The organism is Flavobacterium aquicola, from assembly GCF_003385115.1.
Classification (GTDB): Bacteria; Bacteroidota; Bacteroidia; order Flavobacteriales; family Flavobacteriaceae; genus Flavobacterium; species Flavobacterium aquicola.
Genome location: NZ_QUNI01000003.1, coordinates 358,448 through 383,236, shown reverse-complemented (window position 1 = coordinate 383,236; position 24,789 = coordinate 358,448). Strand labels below are relative to the sequence as shown.

General features: G+C 33.7%; 19 protein-coding genes, 2 tRNA genes and 1 pseudogene. 12 read left to right on the top strand and 10 right to left on the bottom strand.

Going from position 1 to position 24,789, the window contains the following annotated elements; all coding sequences use genetic code 11:
• Positions 1-49 precede the first annotated feature (49 nt).
• From C8P67_RS06810 to C8P67_RS06790, 5 genes are all read right to left on the bottom strand, one after another.
• On the bottom strand, positions 50-556 hold the full coding sequence (locus tag C8P67_RS06810; RefSeq protein ID WP_115811671.1) for a DUF6702 family protein: 507 nt from the start codon (positions 554-556) through the stop codon (positions 50-52).
• On the bottom strand, positions 553-1,311 hold the full coding sequence (locus C8P67_RS06805; RefSeq protein ID WP_147298204.1) for a hypothetical protein: 759 nt from the start codon (positions 1,309-1,311) through the stop codon (positions 553-555). Before C8P67_RS06805 ends, C8P67_RS06810 begins: the two co-directional genes overlap by 4 nt.
• Positions 1,312-1,494: 183 nt before the next feature.
• The gene (locus C8P67_RS06800) at positions 1,495-2,214 is read right to left on the bottom strand and encodes a hypothetical protein (RefSeq protein ID WP_115811666.1); all 720 of its coding nucleotides are present in this window, start codon (positions 2,212-2,214) and stop codon (positions 1,495-1,497) included.
• Positions 2,215-2,254: 40 nt separating this feature from the next.
• Positions 2,255-3,022, bottom strand: a complete 768-nt coding sequence (locus C8P67_RS06795) for a carboxypeptidase-like regulatory domain-containing protein (RefSeq protein ID WP_115811975.1) — start codon at positions 3,020-3,022, stop codon at positions 2,255-2,257.
• On the bottom strand, positions 3,012-3,782 hold the full coding sequence (locus C8P67_RS06790) for a carboxypeptidase-like regulatory domain-containing protein (RefSeq protein ID WP_170141423.1): 771 nt from the start codon (positions 3,780-3,782) through the stop codon (positions 3,012-3,014). Before C8P67_RS06790 ends, C8P67_RS06795 begins: the two co-directional genes overlap by 11 nt.
• 189 nt (positions 3,783-3,971) lie before the next feature.
• Between C8P67_RS06790 and pepE the strand changes: the two genes are divergently transcribed.
• Positions 3,972-4,679, top strand: coding sequence for a dipeptidase PepE (gene pepE, locus C8P67_RS06785; RefSeq protein ID WP_115811662.1), 708 nt, complete (start codon positions 3,972-3,974; stop codon positions 4,677-4,679).
• A 115-nt stretch (positions 4,680-4,794) separates the two neighbouring features.
• On the opposite strand, the gene C8P67_RS06780 is transcribed toward pepE, so the two are convergent.
• Positions 4,795-4,870 (bottom strand) — tRNA-Gly (locus C8P67_RS06780).
• Positions 4,871-4,914: 44 nt separating this feature from the next.
• A tRNA-Gly gene (locus C8P67_RS06775) sits at positions 4,915-4,987 on the bottom strand.
• A 518-nt stretch (positions 4,988-5,505) separates the two neighbouring features.
• Here C8P67_RS06775 and C8P67_RS06770 point away from each other — a divergent pair.
• Entirely contained in the window at positions 5,506-7,083 is a 1,578-nt protein-coding gene (locus C8P67_RS06770) for a L,D-transpeptidase family protein (protein WP_115811660.1), read from the top strand.
• Here the strand turns inward: C8P67_RS06770 and C8P67_RS06765 are convergent.
• A complete protein-coding gene (locus C8P67_RS06765; RefSeq protein ID WP_170141422.1) occupies positions 7,072-7,812 on the bottom strand; it encodes a murein L,D-transpeptidase catalytic domain family protein in 741 nt (246 codons plus the stop codon). The two genes, C8P67_RS06770 and C8P67_RS06765, sit on opposite strands and share 12 nt — an antisense overlap.
• A 172-nt stretch (positions 7,813-7,984) precedes the next feature.
• Between C8P67_RS06765 and C8P67_RS06760 the strand changes: the two genes are divergently transcribed.
• From C8P67_RS06760 to C8P67_RS06730, 8 genes and pseudogenes are all read left to right on the top strand, one after another.
• Positions 7,985-10,378 carry a DUF5916 domain-containing protein gene (locus tag C8P67_RS06760; RefSeq protein WP_115811658.1) on the top strand — a complete coding sequence of 798 codons (2,394 nt, stop codon included), beginning with the start codon at positions 7,985-7,987 and terminating at the stop codon, positions 10,376-10,378.
• Positions 10,379-10,508: 130 nt separating this feature from the next.
• Positions 10,509-12,926, top strand: a complete 2,418-nt coding sequence (locus C8P67_RS06755; RefSeq protein WP_115811656.1) for a DUF5916 domain-containing protein — start codon at positions 10,509-10,511, stop codon at positions 12,924-12,926.
• Between the two features lie 246 nt (positions 12,927-13,172).
• Positions 13,173-14,690: a 2,3-bisphosphoglycerate-independent phosphoglycerate mutase gene (gpmI, locus tag C8P67_RS06750; protein ID WP_115811654.1), complete on the top strand. Its 1,518-nt coding sequence runs from the start codon at positions 13,173-13,175 to the stop codon at positions 14,688-14,690.
• 283 nt (positions 14,691-14,973) lie between these two features.
• Positions 14,974-15,648, top strand: a complete 675-nt coding sequence (locus C8P67_RS06745; RefSeq protein WP_115811652.1) for a TetR/AcrR family transcriptional regulator — start codon at positions 14,974-14,976, stop codon at positions 15,646-15,648.
• Between the two features lie 17 nt (positions 15,649-15,665).
• Positions 15,666-16,514: pseudogene (locus C8P67_RS22475) on the top strand (ABC transporter transmembrane domain-containing protein); the annotation flags it as partial.
• A 165-nt stretch (positions 16,515-16,679) separates the two neighbouring features.
• The gene (locus C8P67_RS22470) at positions 16,680-17,324 is read left to right on the top strand and encodes an ATP-binding cassette domain-containing protein (protein ID WP_394338642.1); all 645 of its coding nucleotides are present in this window, start codon (positions 16,680-16,682) and stop codon (positions 17,322-17,324) included.
• Positions 17,325-17,327: 3 nt separating this feature from the next.
• Positions 17,328-18,674, top strand: coding sequence for an HlyD family secretion protein (locus C8P67_RS06735; RefSeq protein WP_115811648.1), 1,347 nt, complete (start codon positions 17,328-17,330; stop codon positions 18,672-18,674).
• A complete protein-coding gene (locus C8P67_RS06730; protein WP_115811971.1) occupies positions 18,674-20,062 on the top strand; it encodes a TolC family protein in 1,389 nt (462 codons plus the stop codon). The genes C8P67_RS06735 and C8P67_RS06730 overlap by 1 nt, the downstream gene beginning before the upstream one ends.
• A gap of 70 nt (positions 20,063-20,132) precedes the next feature.
• Here C8P67_RS06730 and C8P67_RS06725 read toward each other — a convergent pair whose 3' ends face one another.
• A complete protein-coding gene (locus C8P67_RS06725; protein WP_115811646.1) occupies positions 20,133-21,401 on the bottom strand; it encodes an acetyl-CoA hydrolase/transferase family protein in 1,269 nt (422 codons plus the stop codon).
• 110 nt (positions 21,402-21,511) lie between these two features.
• Complete coding sequence (locus C8P67_RS06720) at positions 21,512-22,765, bottom strand: DUF445 domain-containing protein (RefSeq protein WP_115811644.1); 1,254 nt, start codon at positions 22,763-22,765, stop codon at positions 21,512-21,514.
• Positions 22,766-23,053: 288 nt separating this feature from the next.
• Here C8P67_RS06720 and map point away from each other — a divergent pair, with 288 nt between their 5' ends.
• Together map and C8P67_RS06710 are read left to right on the top strand one after the other, a co-directional pair.
• Positions 23,054-23,872, top strand: a complete 819-nt coding sequence (gene map / locus C8P67_RS06715) for a type I methionyl aminopeptidase (protein ID WP_115811642.1) — start codon at positions 23,054-23,056, stop codon at positions 23,870-23,872.
• 130 nt (positions 23,873-24,002) lie between these two features.
• Positions 24,003-24,767 carry a class I SAM-dependent methyltransferase gene (locus tag C8P67_RS06710; RefSeq protein ID WP_115811639.1) on the top strand — a complete coding sequence of 255 codons (765 nt, stop codon included), beginning with the start codon at positions 24,003-24,005 and terminating at the stop codon, positions 24,765-24,767.
• Positions 24,768-24,789 lie beyond the last annotated feature (22 nt).

Below are 24,789 nucleotides of genomic sequence, written 5' to 3'. Positions count from 1 at the left end.
CGTTTAAGCGGTGAAAATAGCGTTTTTTTAACAAAACACGTATTAACCTCTAATATTTTAACACTTCTTTCGTTGAAGTTTCAGTGAAAAGAAAGCTTTTTTTGATATTAAATGCATTTATATGCACAATGTTTTGCTGTTCAGGAAAACTTTCAATTAATACCGAATTATTAATTTCTATCGTCTTTATTTTTGAGATTTCTTTGGCATTTAAATAACAGACCAGCACATCGCCATCCATTTCTTTACTTAAAAAATTCATTGCTTTTGACTGTCCGTCAACCTTCAAATAAAAATTCTCTGCTAAGTATTTTTTCAATAAATCAACAGATTCTGCAGTTTCTTTATTTGTTCCTAAAAAAAACTTTTTATTGTATTTTTTTTCCAATGCTTTATCTAGATCATCGACAAAAATTCGAGTTGTAACCTGCAACATTTTCTTTTCGGATGCATAATTGATTTGATAAATCGCCATATAAAATTTATGCATATCAAAGCTGCTCATGGAAAAGACCAAAACAAATATTACCAATCCCGCAACTATTCCTCTTTTCATTTTTCTACAGAAGCAATATGCTTGTATGCATCATATTTATTGATTAAAAAATCCATAATCTCAAATTGCTGGTTAGGATCAAGCAGAGTTTTAGACTTTGGATCATTTTCACAATATAACAGAAAAAGTCCAATCTGATCGTCTTTAATTTTCAACTTATCTGTAAAAAATGAATAACTCACACTATGCATAGCAACACTGGTGAAAGTTACATCCGAAACAAAATCAGACTTTTCAGGATTACTTTTAAATAAATGTTTAAAGATTTTATTATAAACCCTAATAACATCCATCGCATTAGGATCTCCAGTTCCAGACGGCATCATCGTAATATTATTTGGAGAAGATTGTGCATCATCATAATACTGGGTATCCACAATTTTTTGAGTGCTCCCGAATTCGGTATGCGGCACATGTTTAGCATAGACCACGACTGAAAGCAATTCGTTCGCTACGGCGTGTAATTTTATAGTGAAAAACGATGAAGAAAAGTCAGTTTGTTTAATCACAATTTTTTCACTTTTATACCCCAGACTGGTAACAAGCAAAGTATCATTAACTTTGGCCAAGATACTAAACAATCCTTTATTATCAACCAAATCCCCTGAATGTGAATTTATATTAAAAACCAGCCCGCTTTCTATGGAAGAAGATTCATTAACTATTTTTCCATGCAGCGTTTTTCGAGTCAGCATTTGACTAAAACAGAATTGACAACTCAAACACAGAATCAGTATTTTTAATATATTTCTCATTTATAACTACTTAAGGCATTAACACGTTTAAAGATTTCATATAGTCAAAACTACATTATTTTTAACTATTAAATTTACGCATTTATTTAAAACTTTGCCTTCATGTATGTTAATTATTTTACCCAGAAACCTTTCAGACATTTTCAAAATCAATACCCGCAGCTTAAAATTTCATTTCCAGCCTTAATTTTCGAATCTTTTTTGGTTATAAACCGAAGCCAAATTAGTCATTAGAAATAAACTCATTGATTTATTCTTGCCATTTAATGATTTTGCAAATTCAGAATTTTCGACACAATAATATTGAAACCCTTTGATGAGATCCGCCGGAATCTTTAAAGTTTTTATATAATATTTATTGGGAAATAAATACTCCAGCTTTTTCATCAGCAGTTCTTTCTTTTCGACTTCAATATTCTTTTTAAGCATTTCTCTTTCCCCAGACAGATAACTATAAATCCCCAGGATACCGCCCGAACTAGCATACAGCTTTCTTTCCTGAGGTGTCAGTTTAATTTGTCCGTGCGGAATTATTCCCAGATTTTCTGCATTTATACCTGCATCTTTATTTATAACAACTTCATTCAATTCAACACTATTAAAGACCATGTTTACTTCCATGAATCCAGAACTATATTCATACTTGTAAACATACCTTTTCAAATATTTATAATCAATTCCAGAAAAATTCAGAATATCACCTTCCTTCGCCTGAATAGAAAAACAGCCTTCTCTATCAGTAACTGTCATCATTTTATTCATGCAATTAATCACGCTGATGCCTTCCAGCTTTGTTGAATCCGAAACTACAGTTCCTATTATATTTTTTTCGGCATTATTCTGGGCATTCAGCAAATGAAACTGACTCACAAAAACAAACAATACCATTAAATTATTTCTCATTAGTATAATCTCTTAATTTGGCGATAGAAATCACCTGTTATTATTTATCTTGTAGCTGCATTTTATTAAATTCCGAAGCCAGTCCAACTATCAAAAACATACTCATCGTTTTGTTTTTATCCTTTAAAGACCTTGCAAAATCAACATCTTCAATACAATAATACTGAAATCCTTTTATAAATTCTGCTGGTATTTTTAACGTTTCTATATAGTATTTATCATCAAACAAATTCTCTAATTTGACCATCAAAAATTCCTTTTTTTCGATAGAAAGTTCTTTTTTAAGCATTTTGGTTCTTCCGCTGATAGCATTCAGGATAGGATCTACTGCTAAAGCACCACCCAAGAGACTCAGCAAGTGTATAGGTTTAAAATCGCCGGCAGTCTGCAGTCTTCTTTCGGCAGTAGTTAATTTCACTTGATCTTTTGGTATTATTCCTAAATTTTCGGCAGTAATATTAGAATGCTTATTAACAATCACTTCATTCAGTTCAATCCTTTTCGGAGTTAAGTCGACAGCAATACTACCAATATTAAATTCTTTCTTATTGATAAACTTCCGCAAAGGCTCATAATTAATAGCTGAGAAACTTAGAATATCTCCTTCTTTAGAAAGAATAGAAAAATGGCCATACGCATCAGAAACAACCATAATTTTACTGGAAGTATTTGTAATATTTACTCCTTCTACCGGAGATACATTATTGGTAGTAACTTGTCCATTTATCCATTTTTCAACATTTGTCTGAGCGCCTATAAACTGAAATTGTCCCAAGAAAATAAAAAACACAATTACTTTATTTTTCATTGTACAGCTGATTTTCATTAAATTCAGAAGCCAATCCCACAATTAAAAATTTACACAATGTTTTGTTGTTATCGTTTAAAGATTTAGCAAAATCTGGATTCTCAACACAATAGTATTGAAAACCCTTAATAAGTTCTTGGGGGATTTTTAAAGGTTCTATATAATACTGATTCTCAAATAAATTTTCTATTTTCACCATCAAAATCTCTTTCTTTTCGACAGAAACTTCTTTTTTCAGCCTTTTTGTTTTCCCGTTTATAGCATTTATAATTGGATCAAAAGGCAGCTTACCACCTAATAAAGCCAACAAATGTATCGGTTTAAAGTCTCCGGCAGTCTGCAGTCTTCTTTCGGCAGTAGTCAACTTGATTTGATCTTTTGAAATTATACCTAAATTTTCGGCACTTATGTCCGAATGTTTATTGATTACCACTTCATTCAATTCAATGGTTTTTAGAGTCAGATTAACCGTAATACTTCCTAAATTAAATTCCTGCCTGTTGATAAACTTCCGCAAAGGCTCATAATTAATAGCTGAAAAACTTAGAATATCTCCTTCTTTAGAAAGAATAGAAAAATGGCCATAAGCATCAGAAACAACCATGACTTTACTGGAAGTATTTGTAATATTTACTCCTTCTACCGGAGATACATTATTAATAGTAACTTGTCCTTTTATCCATTTCTCAACATTTGTCTGAGAAATGGCAAACTGAACAGTAAAAAAAGAAATAAAGCAAAAAGTAAAATTATTCTTCACAAGCAATCTGTTAGGTGATATACAAAAAAAACTTAATCCCAACTTCATCTACAAAATGTAAAAGTATTTCAAACCTATCCAAAATAATTACTAATGCATTTGTAAAAGTTTGTTAATTAAAATACTGTATCAACATACTAAAAAGCAATCATTTTATACCTTTACAATGAATATTTACAAATAAAAAAAATGAAAAATTGCATTATTGCCAGTACTTCAACTTTATATAATGGAGAATACTTAGACTATTTATTACCAGAACTACAGTTACATTTTAAGGATTGCAAAACGGTGTTATTTATACCATTTGCAAGGCCAGGAGGTATTACACATGATGAATACACTTCAAAAGCAGCAATAGTTTTTGCTAAAATAAATATAGTTTTGAAAGGCATTCACACATTTGAGAATCAAAAGGAAGCCATCCAAAATGCCGAAGGTTTTTTTACAGGAGGAGGCAATACTTTCCTGCTGGTTACTCAATTGTACAAAAATGACCTCATGAATATACTTGCCGAAACTGTTAAAAAAGGCACCCCGTATTTAGGAACAAGTGCAGGGAGCAACATTTGCGGACTAACGATGCAGACAACAAATGATATGCCTATAATTTATCCGCCAAGTTTTCAAACACTTGGATTAATTCCGTTCAATCTGAATCCGCATTATTTAGATCCTGACGATCAGTCTAAACACATGGGAGAAACAAGGGAAACAAGAATAAAAGAGTTTCATGCTTTTAATTCGTTACCAGTTTTAGGACTTCGAGAAGGAAGCTGGCTGGATGTAAAAGGAGAAAAAATTACTTTGAGAGGAAATTTACAAGCCCGTCTGTTTAGGCAAAACCAATTACCCCAAGAATTAGAAACCGGAACTGATTTGAGTTTTTTAAATTAAAAAAATAAACCATTTAAGATATTAAGAATAATTAAGTTTTTGAAACTCTTAATATCTTAATGGTTAAAAAGATGTTTTTGGAGCAAAAAAAAACCTCAAATAAAATTTGAGGTTTTGGAGCGAAAGACGAGGCTCGAACTCGCGACAACCAGCTTGGAAGGCTGGAGCTCTACCAACTGAGCTACTTTCGCATTAATCATTAAAATTTACCCTTAAATCAAAAAATTGATTCTTGAGCGAAAGACGAGGCTCGAACTCGCGACAACCAGCTTGGAAGGCTGGAGCTCTACCAACTGAGCTACTTTCGCATTATTGAGGTGCAAAGATAAATAATAAAAACAGTTAATTGCAAATTTTTTTTCAAAAATAAATGGACATTTTTCAATAATATTTACAACCGTTTTAAAACTAAAAAGTTATGCTTTTACTTTTTTTAAAAAATTCAGCAAAACAAAACACAGATGCCTTTCATTGACATCTACCTTGGTTCTAATTTTATCAAAAAAATAAGTAGTTAATCAAAAAATACAAATAGACACTCATATAAAACAATCTCAGTATCATACATTTTAAAAATTTAACAGGAATTGTTTATTTGTTTCGAAATAATTGAAGCATCTTTGCATCTGAAAATTTACTAATACATGAAACATCGTTTTTTCTAGATAAAGTAAAATTCAAAAGAAGCATTTACTATAGCTATTTGATAAATCCCCAAATCATCAACAGCTATTTAATAAAAAGTAATGCTTTACATAAGTTTCATTTTCATAATGATCTGTATAAATACAAGCATTGAGTAATAATAAAAAAGCAAAAAGTAGAAATGAATAAATATTACTTATTTATTGTCTTATTAATATTTGTAAGCTGCAAAAAACAACCTGTCATTGATTTAGAAACTTTCACAATTTCCAATTCTAATGATAAGGAAGGAGATATTATTGAAATAGATACACTGATGATCAGCGCTTATAAAAACAAATCCCTTGCCGATTTTTATAATTCCAGAGATAATCAAACTGTATGGCAAGCAGAAAAAAACAGAAAAATCATTCTTGAAACCATTAAAAACTGCGACTCAGAAGGACTGAATCCGTCAGATTACAATATTTCAAAATTGCAGGAATTAGAAAAAAAATTCACAGAACTGGATGAATCGGAACAAATAAATTACGATTTACTGCTAACTTACAACATTCAAAAATACCTTACTCATCTTCATAACGGAAAACTGGACCCCAATAAAATTTATAGCAATTGGGATTTACGCATTAATGAATTGGACACAAAATCAGTTTTAAATAACGCCATAGAAAAAGACTCTTTAGCAGGTGAAATACAAAAATGCCAGCCTAGAGCATTGACCTACGGAAAATTAATAAAAGCACTGCATCTCATTAATGAATTCCCAGAAGATAAAACCGAACCAATAGACACCCTGCTAAAAATAGAACCTAACGGCATCAATCCAGCTATTATCGCTATCAAGAAAAAACTATTGTATTGGAAAGACCTAGAAAGTAATGACAGCATCACATCTCATTATGATGAAAAGACTGCTGAAGCCATGAAAAAATTTCAGGCCCGTCATGGTTTAATTTCTGATGGAATTATTGGCAAATCAACAATAAAGGCATTAAATTTTACCAAAGAACAGAGAAAACATCAAATCATAGCCAATCTGGAACGCTGGAGATGGTTTTCAAAATCATTCGCTCAAAACTATGTATTGATCAATATACCCAATTACAGTCTAGATGTAGTCGAAGACCAGAACGTAACCATGACTAAACGCATCGTTGTTGGCCGAATTAAAAGAAAAACGCCTGTATTAACCTCTGTTTTACAAACGGTCGTTTTTAATCCAACATGGACAGTTCCTCCAACCATTTTAAAAGAAGATCTTATACCTGAAATGATAAAGAACAGGAGCGCTTTAAAAAATAAAGGCATCACAATTTATGATTCCAAAAACAACGAAGTAGATCCTCTAAAATGGAATGAAAAAAGACCTAATGGTTATCGCTATGTACAAAGACCGGGCTATTATAATTCTCTTGGAGTAGTAAAAATTAACTTCCCAAATAAACGAAGCGTATATCTCCATGACACCAATCATCGTAATTTATTTGAACGCAATAATCGTTCTTTAAGCTCTGGATGTGTACGTGTAGAAGAACCTCTAGAACTAGTCGAGTTAATATTAGACAATCCAAAACAGTACTCCAGAGAAAAAATAGACTCGATTGTAACTACCAAAAAAACGCTGTTTATAGGCATAAAAAAACGCTATTCAATATACCAATGGTATTGGACAGCGTGGAGTGAAGATAACCAATTGATTTTTAGAAAAGACATTTACAATCTGGATGCTGATCTATATGCTCAATTACGAAATTAAATTATTATTTTCTTTTGATTTACTAATTGAAGGATGATATATGTACAAACAGGTCTGACCTTTTATCATCGTAATAATTTCTGAAGCAAACTGTACCGGTACCGCAGGACATCCTTGACTTCTGCCTAATCTTTTATGATTTTTTATAAAAGAATCCGAAACATAATCCGCACCATGAATAACAACAGCCCTGTCGCGTGCATTATCATTCATCCCTTTTTCTAAACCATCTAATTTTAAAGAAATACCATGTTTGCCATTATATACTTCTCCGGTTACATAAAAACCGAGACTGCTTTTGAATGATTCGGGAGTATTTGAAAAATTAGTAGCAAATTCATCTCCTGTGTTTCGTCCGTGAGCAACCAATGATTGAAATAAAACCATATTACTGGAGAGATCAATAATCCAAAGGCGCTTTACATTTGATGACAAACTAAAGTCAACAAGAGTCAAAATATTGCTTTTTATTTTTCCTTTTTCCTTCAAAGAGTAAAACCCCTTCAAAGCTTCACCAAAACATACTAGATTTGGCAATTCAAAGCGATTTGCCTGCAGTGAACTGTAAATATTTTCAATTTTGACATCTATATTAGATTTCAAAACCCAAGCAATTTTCTTTTTTGTAATACTTTTATGCGTGTTAGTTAATTTTCCTGTAAATGAAAACATAATAAAAACAATAACCAACGCCAAAATCGACTTATAACCTACTGTGTATCTATTCATTATAATTAATTAGGGGTGTCAAAAGTACAATTAATAATCACTTATCAAAATATAAAATGTATTTTATCGATAAACTTTAACACTTAGTCGACTTTTTCAAACAAAAACATTTACTATAAAATGGATTTTTTATATCAAAATTATCTATATTTGTTACAAATCACTTCTTTTTATGATTATATCTCGTAATTTTCTTGTGTTTTTAACAATCTTAAGCTGCATCAAATTTTATGGGCAAAAGAAAATTCTTCATACGAATTCTATTACTTCGAGAATTTCTATTGATGGCAAATCGAATGAAGAAGCTTGGAAATCAGCAGAAACAGCGGCCAATTTCGTCATGTATCAGCCTGATAATGGCAAACCTATAAACGAGAATACAAAAACCGAAGTGAAAGTCCTCTATGATAATGATGCTGTTTATATATATGCGGTCATGTATGATGATCAACCGGAAAAAATAAAAAAAGAAATTACAAACAGAGATATTTTTGGAGTCAGCGATTATTTTTCAGTATTCATCAATGGTTTTAATGATGGACAGCAAGATTTTAGATTTTATGTTACTGCTGCTGGCGTTCAATTAGATTGTGTAGCAACAGAAGACTATAAAGATTTTTCTTGGGATGCAATATGGGACAGCAGAGCTGTTATTACAGACACAGGCTGGAATGTCGAAATAAAAATTCCTTACGCCGCAATAAGATTTCCAAGTTCAAACAAACAGATTTGGGGCATCAATTTCCTTAGAAACATAGAACGCAACATACAGGTTTATTCCTGGAATCTGATAGATACCAAAATTGGTGCAGAACTTACACAAAATGGATTATTAGAAGGAATCGAAAATATTCAGACCCCTACCCGCCTTTTCTTCATTCCTTACGCATCTTTTTATAATCAAAAAGATGATAACCAGTCTGACAATACATTTAAAGGCGGTCTCGATATTAAATATGGAATCAATGATGCTTTCACGCTGGATGCTATTTTAGTTCCTGATTTTGGTCAGACTAAATTTGATAATGCTATTTTAAACTTAGAACCCTTCGAACAAAAATTAGATGAAAACAGGCCCTTCTTTACTGAAGGAACTGAGCTGTTTTCAAAAGGAAATCTGTTCTACTCCCGAAGAATTGGAGGCTTCCCTACGGGAGAACCAACTCTGGAAGATAATGAAGAAATAACCGATTATCCAAGTACTGTAGATCTGCTCAACGCAGTTAAAATATCCGGGCGTACCAAAAAAGGATTAGGAATTGGTTTTTTAAATGCTGTAACAGAAAAAACATTTGCGACCATAAAAGATACTATGTCTTTGGAAGTAAGAAAAGAAGTAATTGAACCGCTTGCTAATTACAATATAGTTGTGTTAGACCAGCGTTTTAATCAGAACTCGTCGGTAACATTTATCAATACTAATACTACTCGAAACGGAACCTTCAGAGATGCAAACGTTAGCGGGCTTTTATTTGACTTAAATACAAAAAAGAACAGTTACAGCTTAAATGGAGATTTTAAATACAGTACTATAAATACTTATGAAGATTACAACGGATATAAAACTGCTCTGAATTTTGAAAAAACAAGCGGAAAAATTCGATATGAGGTTTCAGGAAAATACATTTCCGAAGATTATGATGTCAATGATCTTGGATTGATTTATTACACTAACTATCACGCGGCTTATGGCAATATCAGTTACAGAATCCTGAATCCAACAAAATTTTTTAACACCTTCAAAATAAAGCAGGAAGCAAACTTAGAAATTCAAAATACAACTGCCAAAACACAAGAAGCTTATCTAAAAACTACTATTGAAGCCTCTTCTTTAAATAATACGTATTACGAATTCTCTATATTGTATTCGCCACATGAAACTTATGATTTTTATGAACCTAGAGAATATGGCCGCTATGTATATGTCCCTAGGAGAATATATTCGTACTTTGGATTCGAATGGAACAGAAACCATGCCTTTACAATAGATGCGACTGCTAATTTTGCAAAATACGATGAAGAGAACAGGCAGACCTATGGTATTTATATCAATCCAAAATACAGATTCAGCAACCAATTCTCTTTAGAATATGCTTTAGAATACTCTAACAGAAAAAACGACAGAGGTTTTGTTGGGTATGACATTAACGGTATAGTCTTCGCAGAAAGAAACAGAGAAATACTTTCGAATGTTGTCACTGGAAAATTTGCCTTAACCAACAAAATGGCATTAAATCTAGATGCCCGCTATTATTGGTCATATGCTGATAATCATGATTTTTTTACTTTACAGGAGGATGGAAGTCTCACTCCAAATCCCGATTACAATCTTAACAAAAACAGAAACTTCAATTCCTGGAATTTAGATCTTTCCTATTCATGGTGGTTCGCTCCCGGAAGCGAAATAATTGTACTGTACCGCAATTATGCCTTGGAACAGACTAATCAAGTTGAAAAAAATATCTCAAACAACTTGTCTGATATTTTCAGCAGCAATTTAACCAATATAATATCCTTAAGCGTACGTTATTATATTGACTATAATGTTATAAAAAACAAATTTTAATCATTCTTTTCTAAAAACTGTAACATTACTTCCATTCGGCAGTCTATAAATACATCAATCTTTTAACTCGCAGTTTATTAAAATAAAAACCCAGATTTAAAAGATAATACGTTTATAACCAGCACTATTAATGAAAAATCGTTACACCCTATTTTTATTATTACTCTGCACATTATTTTATGGGCAAAAGAAATCTTTGCAGACCAAATTCACTTCCGAAAAAATTACTTTGGACGGTAAATTAGACGAAGCAATATGGCAGTCAGTTCCTATTGCCACAGACTTTATTATGTTTCAGCCTGATAACGGCAAGGCTATTCCCGAAAATAAAAGAACTGAAGTTCGAGTTCTGTATGACAATGAGGCCATATATATCAGTGCTTTAATGTATGATAATGAACCTGATAAAATTTTAAGAGAAATAAATAAAAGAGATGAATTTGGCGCTGCTGATTTTTTTGGTGTTTTCATTAATGGTTATAACGACGGACAGCAAAATTTTCAGTTTTTTGTAAACGCGGCTGATGGACAGGCCGATTGTCTGGCAACTGACAGCAATGGAGAGGATTATTCGTGGGACGCAGTTTGGGATAGTAAAGCATTAATCACAACATTTGGATGGACTGTAGAAATGAAGATTCCTTATGCAGCACTCCGTTTTTCAAGCGAAAGCAGACAGACTTGGGGAGTTAACTTTTTTAGAGAAATACGAAGAGACCGCCAAAAATATTCATGGAATTTAATCGATACTAAAATAGGAACATTTACCCAGCAGAATGGAACTGTCGAGGGCATCGAAAACATAAAAACCCCTACAAGGCTTTTCTTTTTGCCTTACGCCTCTTTTTACACTTATGCAAATGCTGAACAAAAGACGTATGGTGAATTAAAAGGCGGTTTGGATATCAAATACGGAATAAACGATGCTTTCACGCTTGATGCGATGCTGATTCCCGATTTTGGGCAGACCAAATATGATGACCGTATTTTGAATTTAAGTCCTTTCGAACAGCAATTCAACGAAAACCGCGCCTTTTTTACCGAAGGAACCGATTTGTTCAGCAAAGGAAATCTTTTCTATTCCAGAAGAATAGGCGGAGCTCCTTCTTATTCTCCAAAAAAAAATACTAATGAAAAAATAATAGAAAAACCTGCAGCTGTCGATCTCTATAACGCTACCAAAATTTCAGGCAGAACTAAAGGCGGGTTAGGAATTGGATATTTGAATGCTATTACACAAAAAACATATGCAACAATTAAAGACACCATCACTCAGGAAACACGCCGCGTTTTAGTACAACCACTTACTAATTACAATGTCATGGTTTTTGATCAGCGCTTTCACAAAAACTCATCACTGACTTTTGTAAATACCAATGTTACAAGAGATGGCTCTTTTAGAGATGGAAACGTTTCGGCTTTGGTCTGGGATTTAAACACGGCAAAAAACACTTATAATTTATCTGGTAATTTTGAATACAGCTATGTAAATGACATTGAAGAAAAAAAAGACGGAATCAATACCACTTTGAATTTTGCAGAAACCAGCGGGAAATACCGATATAATTTTGGCGCCAACTTGGTCACAAAAGACTTTGATAATAACGATTTAGGCATTATTTTCGAAACTAATTATTACAGTTTTAATGGTTTTACGAGCTACAGAATTCTTAATCCAACAAAATTATTCAATTCATTTAACACCAATATTAATGCTTATACCCAATTTCAGAAAGAAACGGGTAAAGTGCAGTCTGACGAAATCAATTGGAATGTAAACACAACAACCAAAAAGAATCATTATGTTGGATTTGGACTGCAATTCCGCCCAGTAGAAACCTATAATTACTACGAACCTAGAACTGAAGGAAGATTCAGTATCGACCCTACCCGATTTGGAAGCTGGTTTTCTATATCAACAAATTACAACAACAAATTTGCCTTTGATTTTGAACCTTCGTTCTCAGCATTGAATGAACATAACCGAAAATCGTATGGTCTTTTTTTAAGTCCAAGATACCGTTTCAATGACCGCTTTGCGTTAAATTATCAGTTTAATTTCTTCCGTCAAAACAACAACAAAGGATATGTAGACAGCAGTTCCAATAACGATGATTTACCTCCAAATACTATAATTTATGCCAACAGAAATGTGGTAAATTACACCAACAATATCAATGGAAAATATTCATTAAACAGCAAAATGAATTTTGACCTCTCTGCAAGATATTATTGGTCTTATACTGAGAATCTAAACTTTTATAATTTAGAAGAAAACGGAAGATTAAGTTCCAATGACACTTACATCGAGAATAAAAATCAAAATTTAAATACTTGGAATTTGGATTTATCTTATAACTGGTGGTTTGCTCCCGGAAGTCAATTAACTCTTTTATACCGGAGTAATGCCGCAAAATATGACAATTTAATTAATAAAGATTTTGGTAATAATTATACAAGCCTGCTTAATAATGAAGATTTAAATCATGTTTTGTCAGTAAGCGTAAAATATTTTATAGATTACAATCAAGTCAAAAAAATGCTTTGATTGCCTTATCAGACATCAAATCATACTATCATAACTTTCTTAATATTTATAGGATAAAATTCTCCTCAAAAAAATTGTTTTTGCCGGCAGTTCTTTGAGGATTTTTTTTGCATATTTTTTATAAAAAAAAGCTTTTTGCAACACAATTTTAAGTATTTGTTGCACTTCTCTTTTTTATGTATAATAGTGGTTTTGACTGACTTCTATTTTTTGCGAAAGCCTTATCTTTGCAAAAAATTTCACACCATGAATAAGAAAGTAATTTTAATGATTTTAGACGGCTGGGGAAAATCTCCAGACCCGAAAGTTTCTGCAATTGATAATGCAAATGTTCCATTTATAAATAGTCTTTATACAAAATATCCTAGCGCTCAGCTTCGCACTGACGGATTAAACGTTGGTTTGCCGGAAGGACAAATGGGAAACAGCGAAGTAGGACACATGAATCTTGGAGCTGGCAGGATTGTATACCAAGATTTAGCTAAAATTAATTTGGCCGTAGCTCATAAAACTCTTGCAAAAGAGCAAGTTTTAATTGATGCTTTCACTTACGCTAAAGAAAACAACAAAAAAGTACACTTTTTAGGTTTAGTTTCTGATGGAGGAGTTCACTCTCACACTTCTCATTTACGCGGATTAATCGATGCTTCTCAAGAATACGGATTAGACAAAGTTTTCGTTCACGCCTTTACTGACGGCCGTGACGTAGATCCAAAATCTGGAAAAGACTACATTCAGGATTTACAAAATTATATAAAAGATACTCCTGTAAAAATAGCTTCAATAATTGGCCGTTATTATGCAATGGATCGTGACAAACGCTGGGAACGCGTTAAACTTGCTTATGACTTGGTTGTAAACGGAACAGGTGCCAAAGCTTTGGATCCAGTTGCTGCAGTTACCGCAAGCTATCAAGCAGATGTAACCGATGAATTTATTGCACCAGTGGCAATTGTAAACAATAACAACGAACCAATTGCTACTATAGAAAAAGATGATGTTGTTATTTTCTTCAACTTTAGAACGGATAGAGGACGTGAATTGACTGAAGCCTTATCTCAGCAGGATTTCCACGAGCAGAACATGCACAAATTACAGTTGTACTACGTAACGCTTACTAATTATGACGAAACGTACGAAAATGTAAAAGTGGTTTATAACAAAGATAACATCACTGAAACTCTTGGTGAAGTTTTAGAAAAAGCCAACAAAAAACAAATCCGTATTGCTGAAACAGAGAAATATCCTCACGTAACATTCTTCTTTTCTGGTGGTAGAGAAGTTCCATTTGAAGGCGAAAGCAGAATCTTGAGAAACTCTCCAAAAGTTGCTACTTACGACTTACAGCCAGAAATGAGCGCTTACGAATTAAAAGATGCTTTGGTTCCAGAATTGAACAAAGGAGAAGTTGATTTCGTATGTTTAAACTTTGCAAATGGTGACATGGTTGGACATACAGGAATCATGAGTGCGGCAATCCAAGCTTGTGAAGCTGTAGATGCCTGCGTAAAAGAAGTTATCGAGGCTGCTCTTGCAAATGATTATACTACAATTGTAATCGCTGATCATGGAAACTGCGAAACAATGATTAATCCTGACGGTTCTCCAAACACGGCCCACACAACTAATCCGGTGCCAATCATTTTGGTAGATAAAGATTTAAAAACCATCAATGATGGAGTTTTGGGTGATATTGCTCCTACTGTTCTTGCCCTGATGGGAGTTGAACAGCCAGCTGCAATGACTTGTCATTCTTTATTATAATTAAAAAAAATCCAAAGGTTTTCATACCTAAATTTTAAAAACGGGTGCTGATTAATTTCAGCACCCGTTTTTTGTTATTGATAACTACAGACAAAACATCATTTTAATAAAATCATTAATTTTATTCTTTATCAATTAATCTGTCTGTAGTAAAAGTAATTTTCATACAAAAACAACTCAACATTAGAGCAACATTAGAAAATGGTCATTTTTCATATAATTAAATGTTAAAATCACTAAGTCAAAAGTATTACTATTAAATTTGTATAAAAAACAACTGACCATGAGCGCTTTGTTAGAAAATTTAAAAATAAAAGTCAATGAGAAACTGTATATCAAAGATCCTGAAACATCAGAATTAGGTAGAAAAATTATTCAGAACAGTATTTTGTTAATTGAAGAAATTGGACTGGAACATTTTACTTTTAAGAAACTTGGCGAGCGTATACAATCCAACGAAAGTTCAATTTATCGGTATTTTGAAAACAAACACAAACTCGTTATTTACTTATCAACTTGGTATTGGAGCTGGATGGAATACAAACTCATTTTTGCAACCAATAACATTCAGAATTCTAGCGAAAAATTAACAAAAGCCATTACCGTTGTTACCGAAAAAATTATAGATGATGACAGTACAAAACATATCAACGAAGCCATTTTAAACAAAATTATTATATCTGAATTCAGCAAAGCTTTGTACACCAAAGAAGTTGATGAAGATAACAAAGAAGGCTATTTTTTAGTATATAAAAGTATAATCAACCGACTGGCAAATTTTATTAATGAGACCAATCCGGATTATCCTTATTCTAAAAGTTTAGCCTCGACAATTGTCGAAGGAAGTTTACATCAGCATTTCCTTAATGATCATTTAAAAACAATCACTGACTGTAATGAAACTACAACAGTGACTTCGTTTTATTTAGATTTAGCATCCAGAGCATTACAAAAATAAAATAATAATTTTTTCCTATGACACCACTACAGCGATTTTATAATTTACTTCAATTAGACAAAAAAGACGTCGTTCAAATTTTTTTCTACGCGATTTTTGCAGGATTATTGAGCTTATCACTGCCTTTGGGCATTCAGGCAATTATTAATTTCATACAATCAGGTCACGCCAGTGTTTCTTGGATTGTTCTAACAATTATTGTGATAGTTGGTGTTGCTCTTGTAGGGGTGCTTTCATTAATGCAGCTTCGAATAACAGAAAATTTACAGCAAAAAATATTCATTCGTTCCTCTTTTGAATTTGCAACACGTTTGCCTAAAATAAAATTCGAAGCATTATACAATTCTTATCCGCCAGAAATTGCCAATCGTTTTTTTGATACGTTAACGATTCAAAAAGGAACTTCAAAATTATTAATTGATTTTTCGGCTGCTTTATTACAAATTGCATTTGGCTTAATCCTCTTGTCGCTGTATCATCCGTACTTTATTGTTTTTGGAATACTCTTATTCTTCTTGTTGTACTTCATTTTTAAATTCTCCTACAAATCCGGACTTGATACCAGTTTGAAAGAATCTAAATTCAAATACAAAGTGGCTGGCTGGCTGCAGGAAATTGCGCGTAATAATTTCAGTTTCAGAAACGATCTGAATTACAATTATGCTTTGAAAAAAAATGATGATATCGTTTCCGGTTATATTGATTATCGTGAAAAACATTTCAATGTAATCAAAAGACAATTCATTCAATTGATAGGTTTTAAAGTTTTAATTACAGCTACTTTATTGTCTCTAGGAGGCTATTTAGTATTATCACAACAAATGAATATCGGTCAGTTTGTGGCTGCAGAAATCATTATTTTATTGGTAATTAATTCTGTTGAAAAAATCATTTTGGGTTTAGAAACTTTTTATGATGTACTGACTGCTACCGAAAAAATTGGGCAGGTATCCGATATGGAATTAGAAGAAGAAACAGCTGAACCTTATGACAATTGTTATACTAATATTAGTCTGGAGACAGAAAATCTAATGTTTCGATTCCCCGATTCAAAACAAAAAACATTAAGCATGGTCAGCTTAAAAATTGATCAGGGGGAACATATCTTTTTAGACGGAAAAAACGGTTCAGGTAAAACGACATTAATGAGAATACTTTCAGGTTTATTACAGCACACTGCAGGTTCTTTTTACATTAATGATGACACCTTCAAAAAGATAAATCTAAGACAGTACCGCTCGCAGATTGGTACAATTATTCATGGTGAGACGCCTTTTGAGGGAAGTATTTTAGATAATATTACATTTAAAGACAAAACAATAACCAGCGAAGATTTAAAATGGGTAGTCACCGGATTACAACTAAGCAGTCTGGTTAAATCACTGCCAAATGGTATTGAAACCCAAATTTTCCCCGAAGCAAAACAGTTGAGCTCTTCAAATGTTCAGAAAATATTATTAGCCCGAAGTATCATACACAAGCCTAAAGTTCTTTTTTACGAAGATCCAACCGATACAATGGATGAAAATGTTGCTAAAGAAATTATTGATTTCTTAACATCCAAGGAACATAATTGGACCATCGTTGTTTCGTCTAAAAATCCGTATTGGAAAACGAAGAGCAATCGTATTATAACAATGGAAGATGGTAAAATAATATCTGACTCAAAAAAATAAAAAATGCTAAATATATCCGACAACAGAAAACCAAATCAATCGTCTGAACATTTTAAAACCGTTCAGACACTTGAAAATAAAGCGCCTTATAAAATTTTAAACAAAATTATACTTGGCGTTTCAATATTAGCAATAGCGCTATTATTTTTGCCTTGGACACAAAATATTTCCGGATCTGGAGCGGTAACAACCCTTAAGCCGAACCAGCGCCCGCAATCGATACAAAGTGTTATTTCAGGCCGAATCGAGAAATGGTACGTTCAGGAAGGAGACTATGTAAAAAAAGGAGATACCATTTTATTTATTTCTGAAATCAAGGAGGACTACATGGATCCAAATTTAGTGGAAAACACCAAAAACCAAGTAGAAGCTAAGAAAAGTGCTGTAGAATCGTATGAGGCTAAAGTTGTGAGCTTATCTAATCAGCTAGGTGCTATTGAAGCTGAAAAAAAATTAAAATTAGAACAGGCGCAAAATAAAATTAAACAAGCCTATTTAAAAATAAAAAGCGACAGTATAGATTTGGTTGCAGTAAATACCCAGCTAAAAATTGCTAATACCCAGTTTAATCGTACGGTTCAACTCAATAAAGAGGGACTGAAACCCTTAACGGATGTTGAAGAAAAACGCTTGAAATTACAAGAAGTAGAAGCTAAAATAATCAATCAGGAAAACAAATTATTGAGCAGTAAAAATGATTTAATTAACTCCAAAGTTGAAATTAGCCGAATCACTGCTGAGTATTCTGAAAAAGCTTCAAAATCACAAAGTGATAAGTTTACTGCGCTGAGCAGTCAATACGATGCAAAAGCTCAAGTTAATAAATTAGAAAACCAGTATGCTAATTACAGCATCCGTAATGGCATGTACTACATCAAAGCGGCTCAAAACGGCTACATCAACAGAGCACTGCAATCGGGGATTGGAGAAACAGTAAAAGAAGGTACTGCAATTGCTACGATTATGCCTTCGTCTTATGAAATTGCGGTGGAAACTTATGTTGATCCTATCGACTTACCGCTGATTCACAGAGGCGAAAAAGTTCGTGTCTGGTTTGACGGATGGCCAACAATCGTATTTTCTGGATGGCCTGATATTTCATACGGAACCTTTGGCGGTACCATAGTGGCTATCGAAAATTTCATTAGTCCCAACGGAAAATACAGAGTTCTAATTGCTCCCGATAAAGAAGAAGCAAAATGGCCAAAAGAACTAAGCATTGGTTCTGGTGCGCAAACTTTGGCTTTATTGGACAATGTGCCCATTTGGTTTGAAATTTGGCGAGTTTTAAATGGATTCCCTCCAAATTATTACAAACAAGAAACAAAAACGACAAAAGAAAAGAAATAATGAAAAAGCTATATTTACTTTTAATTTGTTTTGGATTTTTGGCGAACGCACAGGAAAAACCAAGCGAGCAATTTACCTATAATGAATTTTTGGGTTATGTGAAAAAATTCCATCCAATGGTGAAGAATGCCAATTTGGAAGTGAGTAAATCGCAAGCTAATCTGATGACAGCCCGCGGTGCATTTGATCCAAAAATAGAAGTTGATTATGATAAAAAACAATTCAAAGACAAGGAATATTACTCTATTTTAAACAGTAGCTTCAAAATTCCAACTTGGTACGGAATTGAACTTAAAGCCAGTTTTGATGACAATCAGGGCTATTATTTAAATCCGCAAAATACGACTCCAAGTGCTGGATTGACTTCTTTCGGGATAAGTGTTCCGCTCGGGCAGGGTTTATTTATCAATCAAAGAATGGCTGATATTCGTAAAGCAAAAATGCAGATAGAATTAAGCCAATCTGAAAGAAAACTGCAAGCCATCAGCGTTTTGTATGACGCTTCGATCGCCTATTTCAATTGGAAAAAAAACTATAACGAAGTTAAAATGTATGAAAGTTATAAAACCAATGCCGAAATTCGGTACAAAGGAATTATTACTTCCATTCAGCATGGGGATAAACCAGCAATAGACAGCGTTGAAGCAGGCATCAACATAAAAAACAGACAATTGAGCCTTGAAGATTCTAAGCTGAAATTGAACAAAGCGAAGCTGGAATTATCTAATTTTCTTTGGTTAGAAAATAATATTCCTCTTGAGCTTTCTGATATATTAATTCCCGATACCAATCTGGAAAGCACCATACAGGAAACCTTAAAGACGAACGAATTACTCAATCAGGATTTCGACATCTTAAAGCATCCAAAAATAAATGCTTTACAGAGTAAAATTGACATGCTTACCGTCGATAAAAAATTAAAATCGAACATGTTGCTTCCAAAAGTTGATGTGAGTTATTATTATTTATCCGAACCGAGTTATATTGATAATTACCAATTTGAAGATTATAAAATTGGTTTAGATTTCTCTTTCCCCATTTTTCTGAGAAAAGAAAGAGGAAGTATAAAACTGGCAGAATACAAAGTTCAGGAAACCGAATTTGCAATGAGCCTCGAAAAACAGCAGTTAAAAAATAAAATTACTGCTCAAAAAATAGAAATCCAATCGCTTTCCAAACAAAAGGATTTGGCCAAAACCCTAGTTAAAGATAATAACACTATGCTAAAAGCAGAAGAGCGTTTGTTTAGCATTGGTGAAAGTTCTTTGTTTCTAATCAATTCCAGAGAAAATAATTTAGTGAGTTCACAGCTTGCTCAAATAGCATTAGAAAATCGCTATTATATTTCCAATTCAGACCTTTTTAAAATTATAGCCAATCCTGATTAATAACTTATAAATGAATCATTAACAGCCACAAATTATAAGTACTTAATTTGTGGATTTTTTTTAATAGAGCTTAGCTCAACAAATAAAAATACTCTTTCTCGATTCTTTCCTGATGATCGGGATGAGCAATAGAAACCAATGCGGCAGCACGCTGTTTTAATGATTTTCCTTTCAGGTCGGCAATTCCGTTTTCGGTAATTACATAATGAATATGACCGCGGGTTGTTACCACTCCTGCACCCTGTTTCAGAAAAGGCACAATTCGGCTTTGTCCATTTTTAGTTGTCGACGGCAAAGCAATAATGGCTTTTCCCCCATCACTCAAGGAAGCACCACGTATAAAATCCATTTGCCCGCCAACACCCGAATACATTTGCGGACCGATAGAATCTGCGCAAACCTGACCAGTCAAATCGACTTCAATCGCAGAATTTATTGCAATCATCTTGGGATTTTTCCTTATTCGGGCGGTGTCATTCACAAAAGATGATTCTCTCAATTCAATAAAAGGATTATCATTTACAAAATCATACAAGCGTTTTGAACCCAATAAAAAAGTTGACAAAACCTTCCCTCTCAAAGATCCTTTATAATTACAGTTGATCACATCGTTTTCAATCAGATCAATCACACCATCCGAAAACATTTCGGTATGCAGTCCTAAGTCTTTGTGATTTGTCAATTTGCTCAAAGCAGCATTAGGAATAGAACCAATCCCCATTTGAAGCGTACTTCTGTCATCAATCAAAGACGCAATATAACTTCCTATTTTGTCTTCCTCAGCAGTAAACGGTTCTACTTCGTGAGTGTAAATGGGCACATCAACTTCAACCAGATAATTCAGCTCCGAGATATGAATAATTCCGTCGCCAAAAGTTCTCGGCATTCGGGGATTTACCTGAGCAATGACAATTTTAGCATTCTCAATTGCCGCAACCGAAGCCTCTACAGAGACACCCAGCGAACAATATCCATGCTTATCCGGCGGAGAAACATGAATAAAAACAACATCCAGTGGGATAACATTATTTCTAAACAAATAAGGCAGCTCGCTAAGGAAAACGGGCGTATAGGAACCATTTCCAGCTTTCAAAGTATGCCGAACATTGCCTCCAATAAAAAAAGAATTTACATGAAAACTCTCAGCCAATTCCGGATTAGCATAACGCGCTTCTCCTTCTGTATGCAAATGGCAAATCTCTACATTTCTCAACTCCGAAGCTCTTTCAGTTAATGCATTTGCCAATAATGTAGGTGTTGCCGCTGCCGCTTGTAAATAAACCCGATCGCCCGATTTTACTAATTTCACTGCTTCTTCGGCGGTAATATATTTTCCCATAAATGTTATAATTGGAACAAAAGTAAAATAATTAAAAAAGACAAAATATGACAATACTCATGAGCAAACTGCAAAACCAAACCAATCATCTTGCAATTGATCATTTTGTTTTAAATAAAATATAGCAAAAGGCAATCAAAGCCATAAATCAACAGCCCAACAAATCCGCCAACGAGCGTTCCATTAATTCTGATAAATTGAAGGTCTCCTCCTATTTCCAGTTCCAGTTTTTTGGCAACTTCATCGGTATCCCAGCTTTTTACGGTCGAAGAAATTAAATCGCCAATCATTTTTTTATTATTAATAAGCACAGACAAAACATCATTTTTGATAAAATCATTAATCTTGTCCATCATCAGTTGATCTGCCTGTATGCCTTTTCCAAAACCCTGAATCATATTGGCAATGCTCTTTTTTATTGCAGATTCTTCTTTTTGTGCCAAATCATTGTCTATAGCCATTTTAATTTCAAGCCAAATACCGCTGATGTAATCCTGAACTTCTTTTTTACTAGCAAAAGCAAGAACCAATTCATTAACTTTTTGCTGCATTTCGGATGAGTGTCTCAACTCAGTTATAAAGCGCAGTACATACTCATTTATTTTTTTTCGGATGGCACTGTCCTGATGACTAGCCTGCTCCAAGAAATCATACAGCCCATTAAAAACGCCTTCAGTTATTTTTTTATCGGCCAAGCCAAAAGACAAAAATGGCGTTGAACTTTTGACTTTCTCTTCTATCAGATGTTTGTTATTTTCTAATTCTACAATTAGCGTTTTCAAAACATTGGTTACCAATTCTTCCTGTTTTTTACTTTTTGCCAAAGCTTCCAAACCAAGTGCAAGCCATTCACCAAAATTCAATTTACTCAGCTTAGCACTGAATTGCTCCTGAATGAAATGCTTCACTTCCTCATCATCGATCGTTTTTAAAATGCGGGGAATCGCATTATCGGTCACTAAACCGGCCACAAGATTAGCATTCTTCTCCTCAATTAACCAATCCGAAGCTTTTACAGCGACATTGAATTGTTCAATTTTTACTTCTAATTTTTCCCTCGTCAAAAATTCATCCGAAACGAAACTTCCCAAATTCTCTCCAATCTTATCTTTATTGCTCGGAATCAAAGCCGTATGGGGAATCGGAATCCCAAGCGGATGCCGAAATAGTGCCACAACAGCAAACCAATCGGCAATACCGCCAACCATTGCAGCTTCACTAAAAGCTTTCAGCCATCCTATTTTATAATAACTGGCAAGCACGAAAAGAACAACAGCAATGCCCAAAAGGACTAACGCGCCTCTTTTCATTTTTACCAAATCCTGTTCTTTTTTACTATTTTCCTGATCTAATGATGTGCTCATAATCTAAAAGATTGATTTATTGCTAATTTAAGAAACTATATCCAGAAATTTAACTGCTAAGAACGCAAAGAATTTCGCAAAAGAATCAACCGCAGATTAGCAGATTTTTTTTGTAAAACAAAATTGTATTACTGAAGAGAAATTAATTTGCGGAAATTTCAATTAAGGCAAAAACTTTAATGCTTTTTTATTTTAAAATCTGCGAATCTGCAGTCAAAATTAAAAACTAGTCCAACCCAAAAAAAATAATTTTAAAATTGTACTTTTGCAAACTGAAAATTCTCAAATATGATTATTCAAAAAACCCGTGAGGAAATAGAATTAATGCGCGAAAGTGCCTTAATCGTATCAAAAACATTAGGAATGATTGCTTCTGAAATAAAAGAAGGAGTTACCACATTATATCTGGACAAAAGAGCCGAAGAATTCATTCGTGACCATGGAGCTGTTCCAAGTTTCCTTGGACTTTACGATTTCCCGAATTCATTGTGTATGAGTCCAAACTCTCAGGTAGTACACGGAATCCCGAACAACAAGCCATTGGAAAGTGGTGATGTAATTTCGGTGGATTGCGGTGCTTTCAAAAATGGTTTTCACGGAGATCACGCCTATTCGTTTGAAATTGGCGAAGTTGCTCCCGAAACTAAAAAACTGCTTCAAATTACCAAAGAGTCTTTATACGTTGGAATCCGTGAATTGCGCATTGGAAACCGTGTGGAAGATGTTGGTAACGCTATCCAAAAATATACTGAAGCACATGGTTATGGTGTGGTTCGGGAATTGGTTGGTCACGGTGTTGGACAAAAAATGCATGAAGATCCGGAAATGCCTAATTATGGTAAAAAAGGACGCGGAAAACTTTTTGTTGAAGGAATGGTTGTTGCAATCGAACCGATGATCAACATGGGAACCAAAAACATCAAACAGCACAAAGACGGCTGGACAATCACCACCGCTGATGGAAAACCATCTGCTCATTTTGAGCACGATGTTGCGATCATCGACGGAAAACCTGAGATTTTATCGACTTTCTATTATATCTACAAAGAATTAGGAATCGTGAGTAATGAAGAAGATGAATTTAGAAAAGTGCCGTTGGTGGTTTAAACATATTCATAAAAACCTTAAATGACCTTAAATGCCTTATATGGTTAAATAATTCACAAACCATATAAGGCATTTAAGGTCATTTAAGAAAAACTAAATAATACTTTTGGCAAAATTTTGCGTAACAATTATGAAAAAAGCCTTTAAAAAAATTCTTAATATCGTTCCCCGCCCTTTATTAATAAGGCTGAGTTATGTAGTTCGCCCTTTTATCGCATTTACTTTAAAAGGAGACAAATACACCGATCCGATCGACGGAAGAAGTTTCAAATCGTTCTTGCCTTACGGCTACGAAACACAGCGTAATAATGTACTTTCACCAAGTACGCTTTCGTTAGAGAGACACCGTTTACTTTGGTTGTATCTAAATGAGCAAACCGATTTTTTTACCGCTCCAAAGAAAGTTTTGCATTTTGCACCAGAACAGGCTTTTTACAAAATGTTTCGCAAACAAAAAAACCTTGATTACACCACAACCGATTTATTGTCGCCATTGGCGGATGTTAAGGCGGATATCTGTAATTTGCCTTTTGAGGACAACCAATATGACGTAATTCTTTGCAATCACGTTTTGGAACATATTCCAGATGATACTAAAGCGATGCAGGAATTGTACCGTGTTTTGAAACCTGGCGGAATGGCAATTCTACAAATTCCACAAGATTTGAAAAGAGAAGTCACTTTTGCCGATGACACCATCACCGACCAAAAAGAGCGTGCCAAAATATTTGGTCAATACGACCACGTTCGTATTTATGGGCGTGATTATTTTGGCAAACTTAGAAGCATTGGTTTCAAAGTTGTCGAAGAAGATTACACCAATAAAATTGCTCCAGAATTAGTAGAAAAATATTGTTTGGCAAAAGGCGAAATCATTCCTGTTTGTTTTAAATAACATAGAATTGAATTGCCTCTAG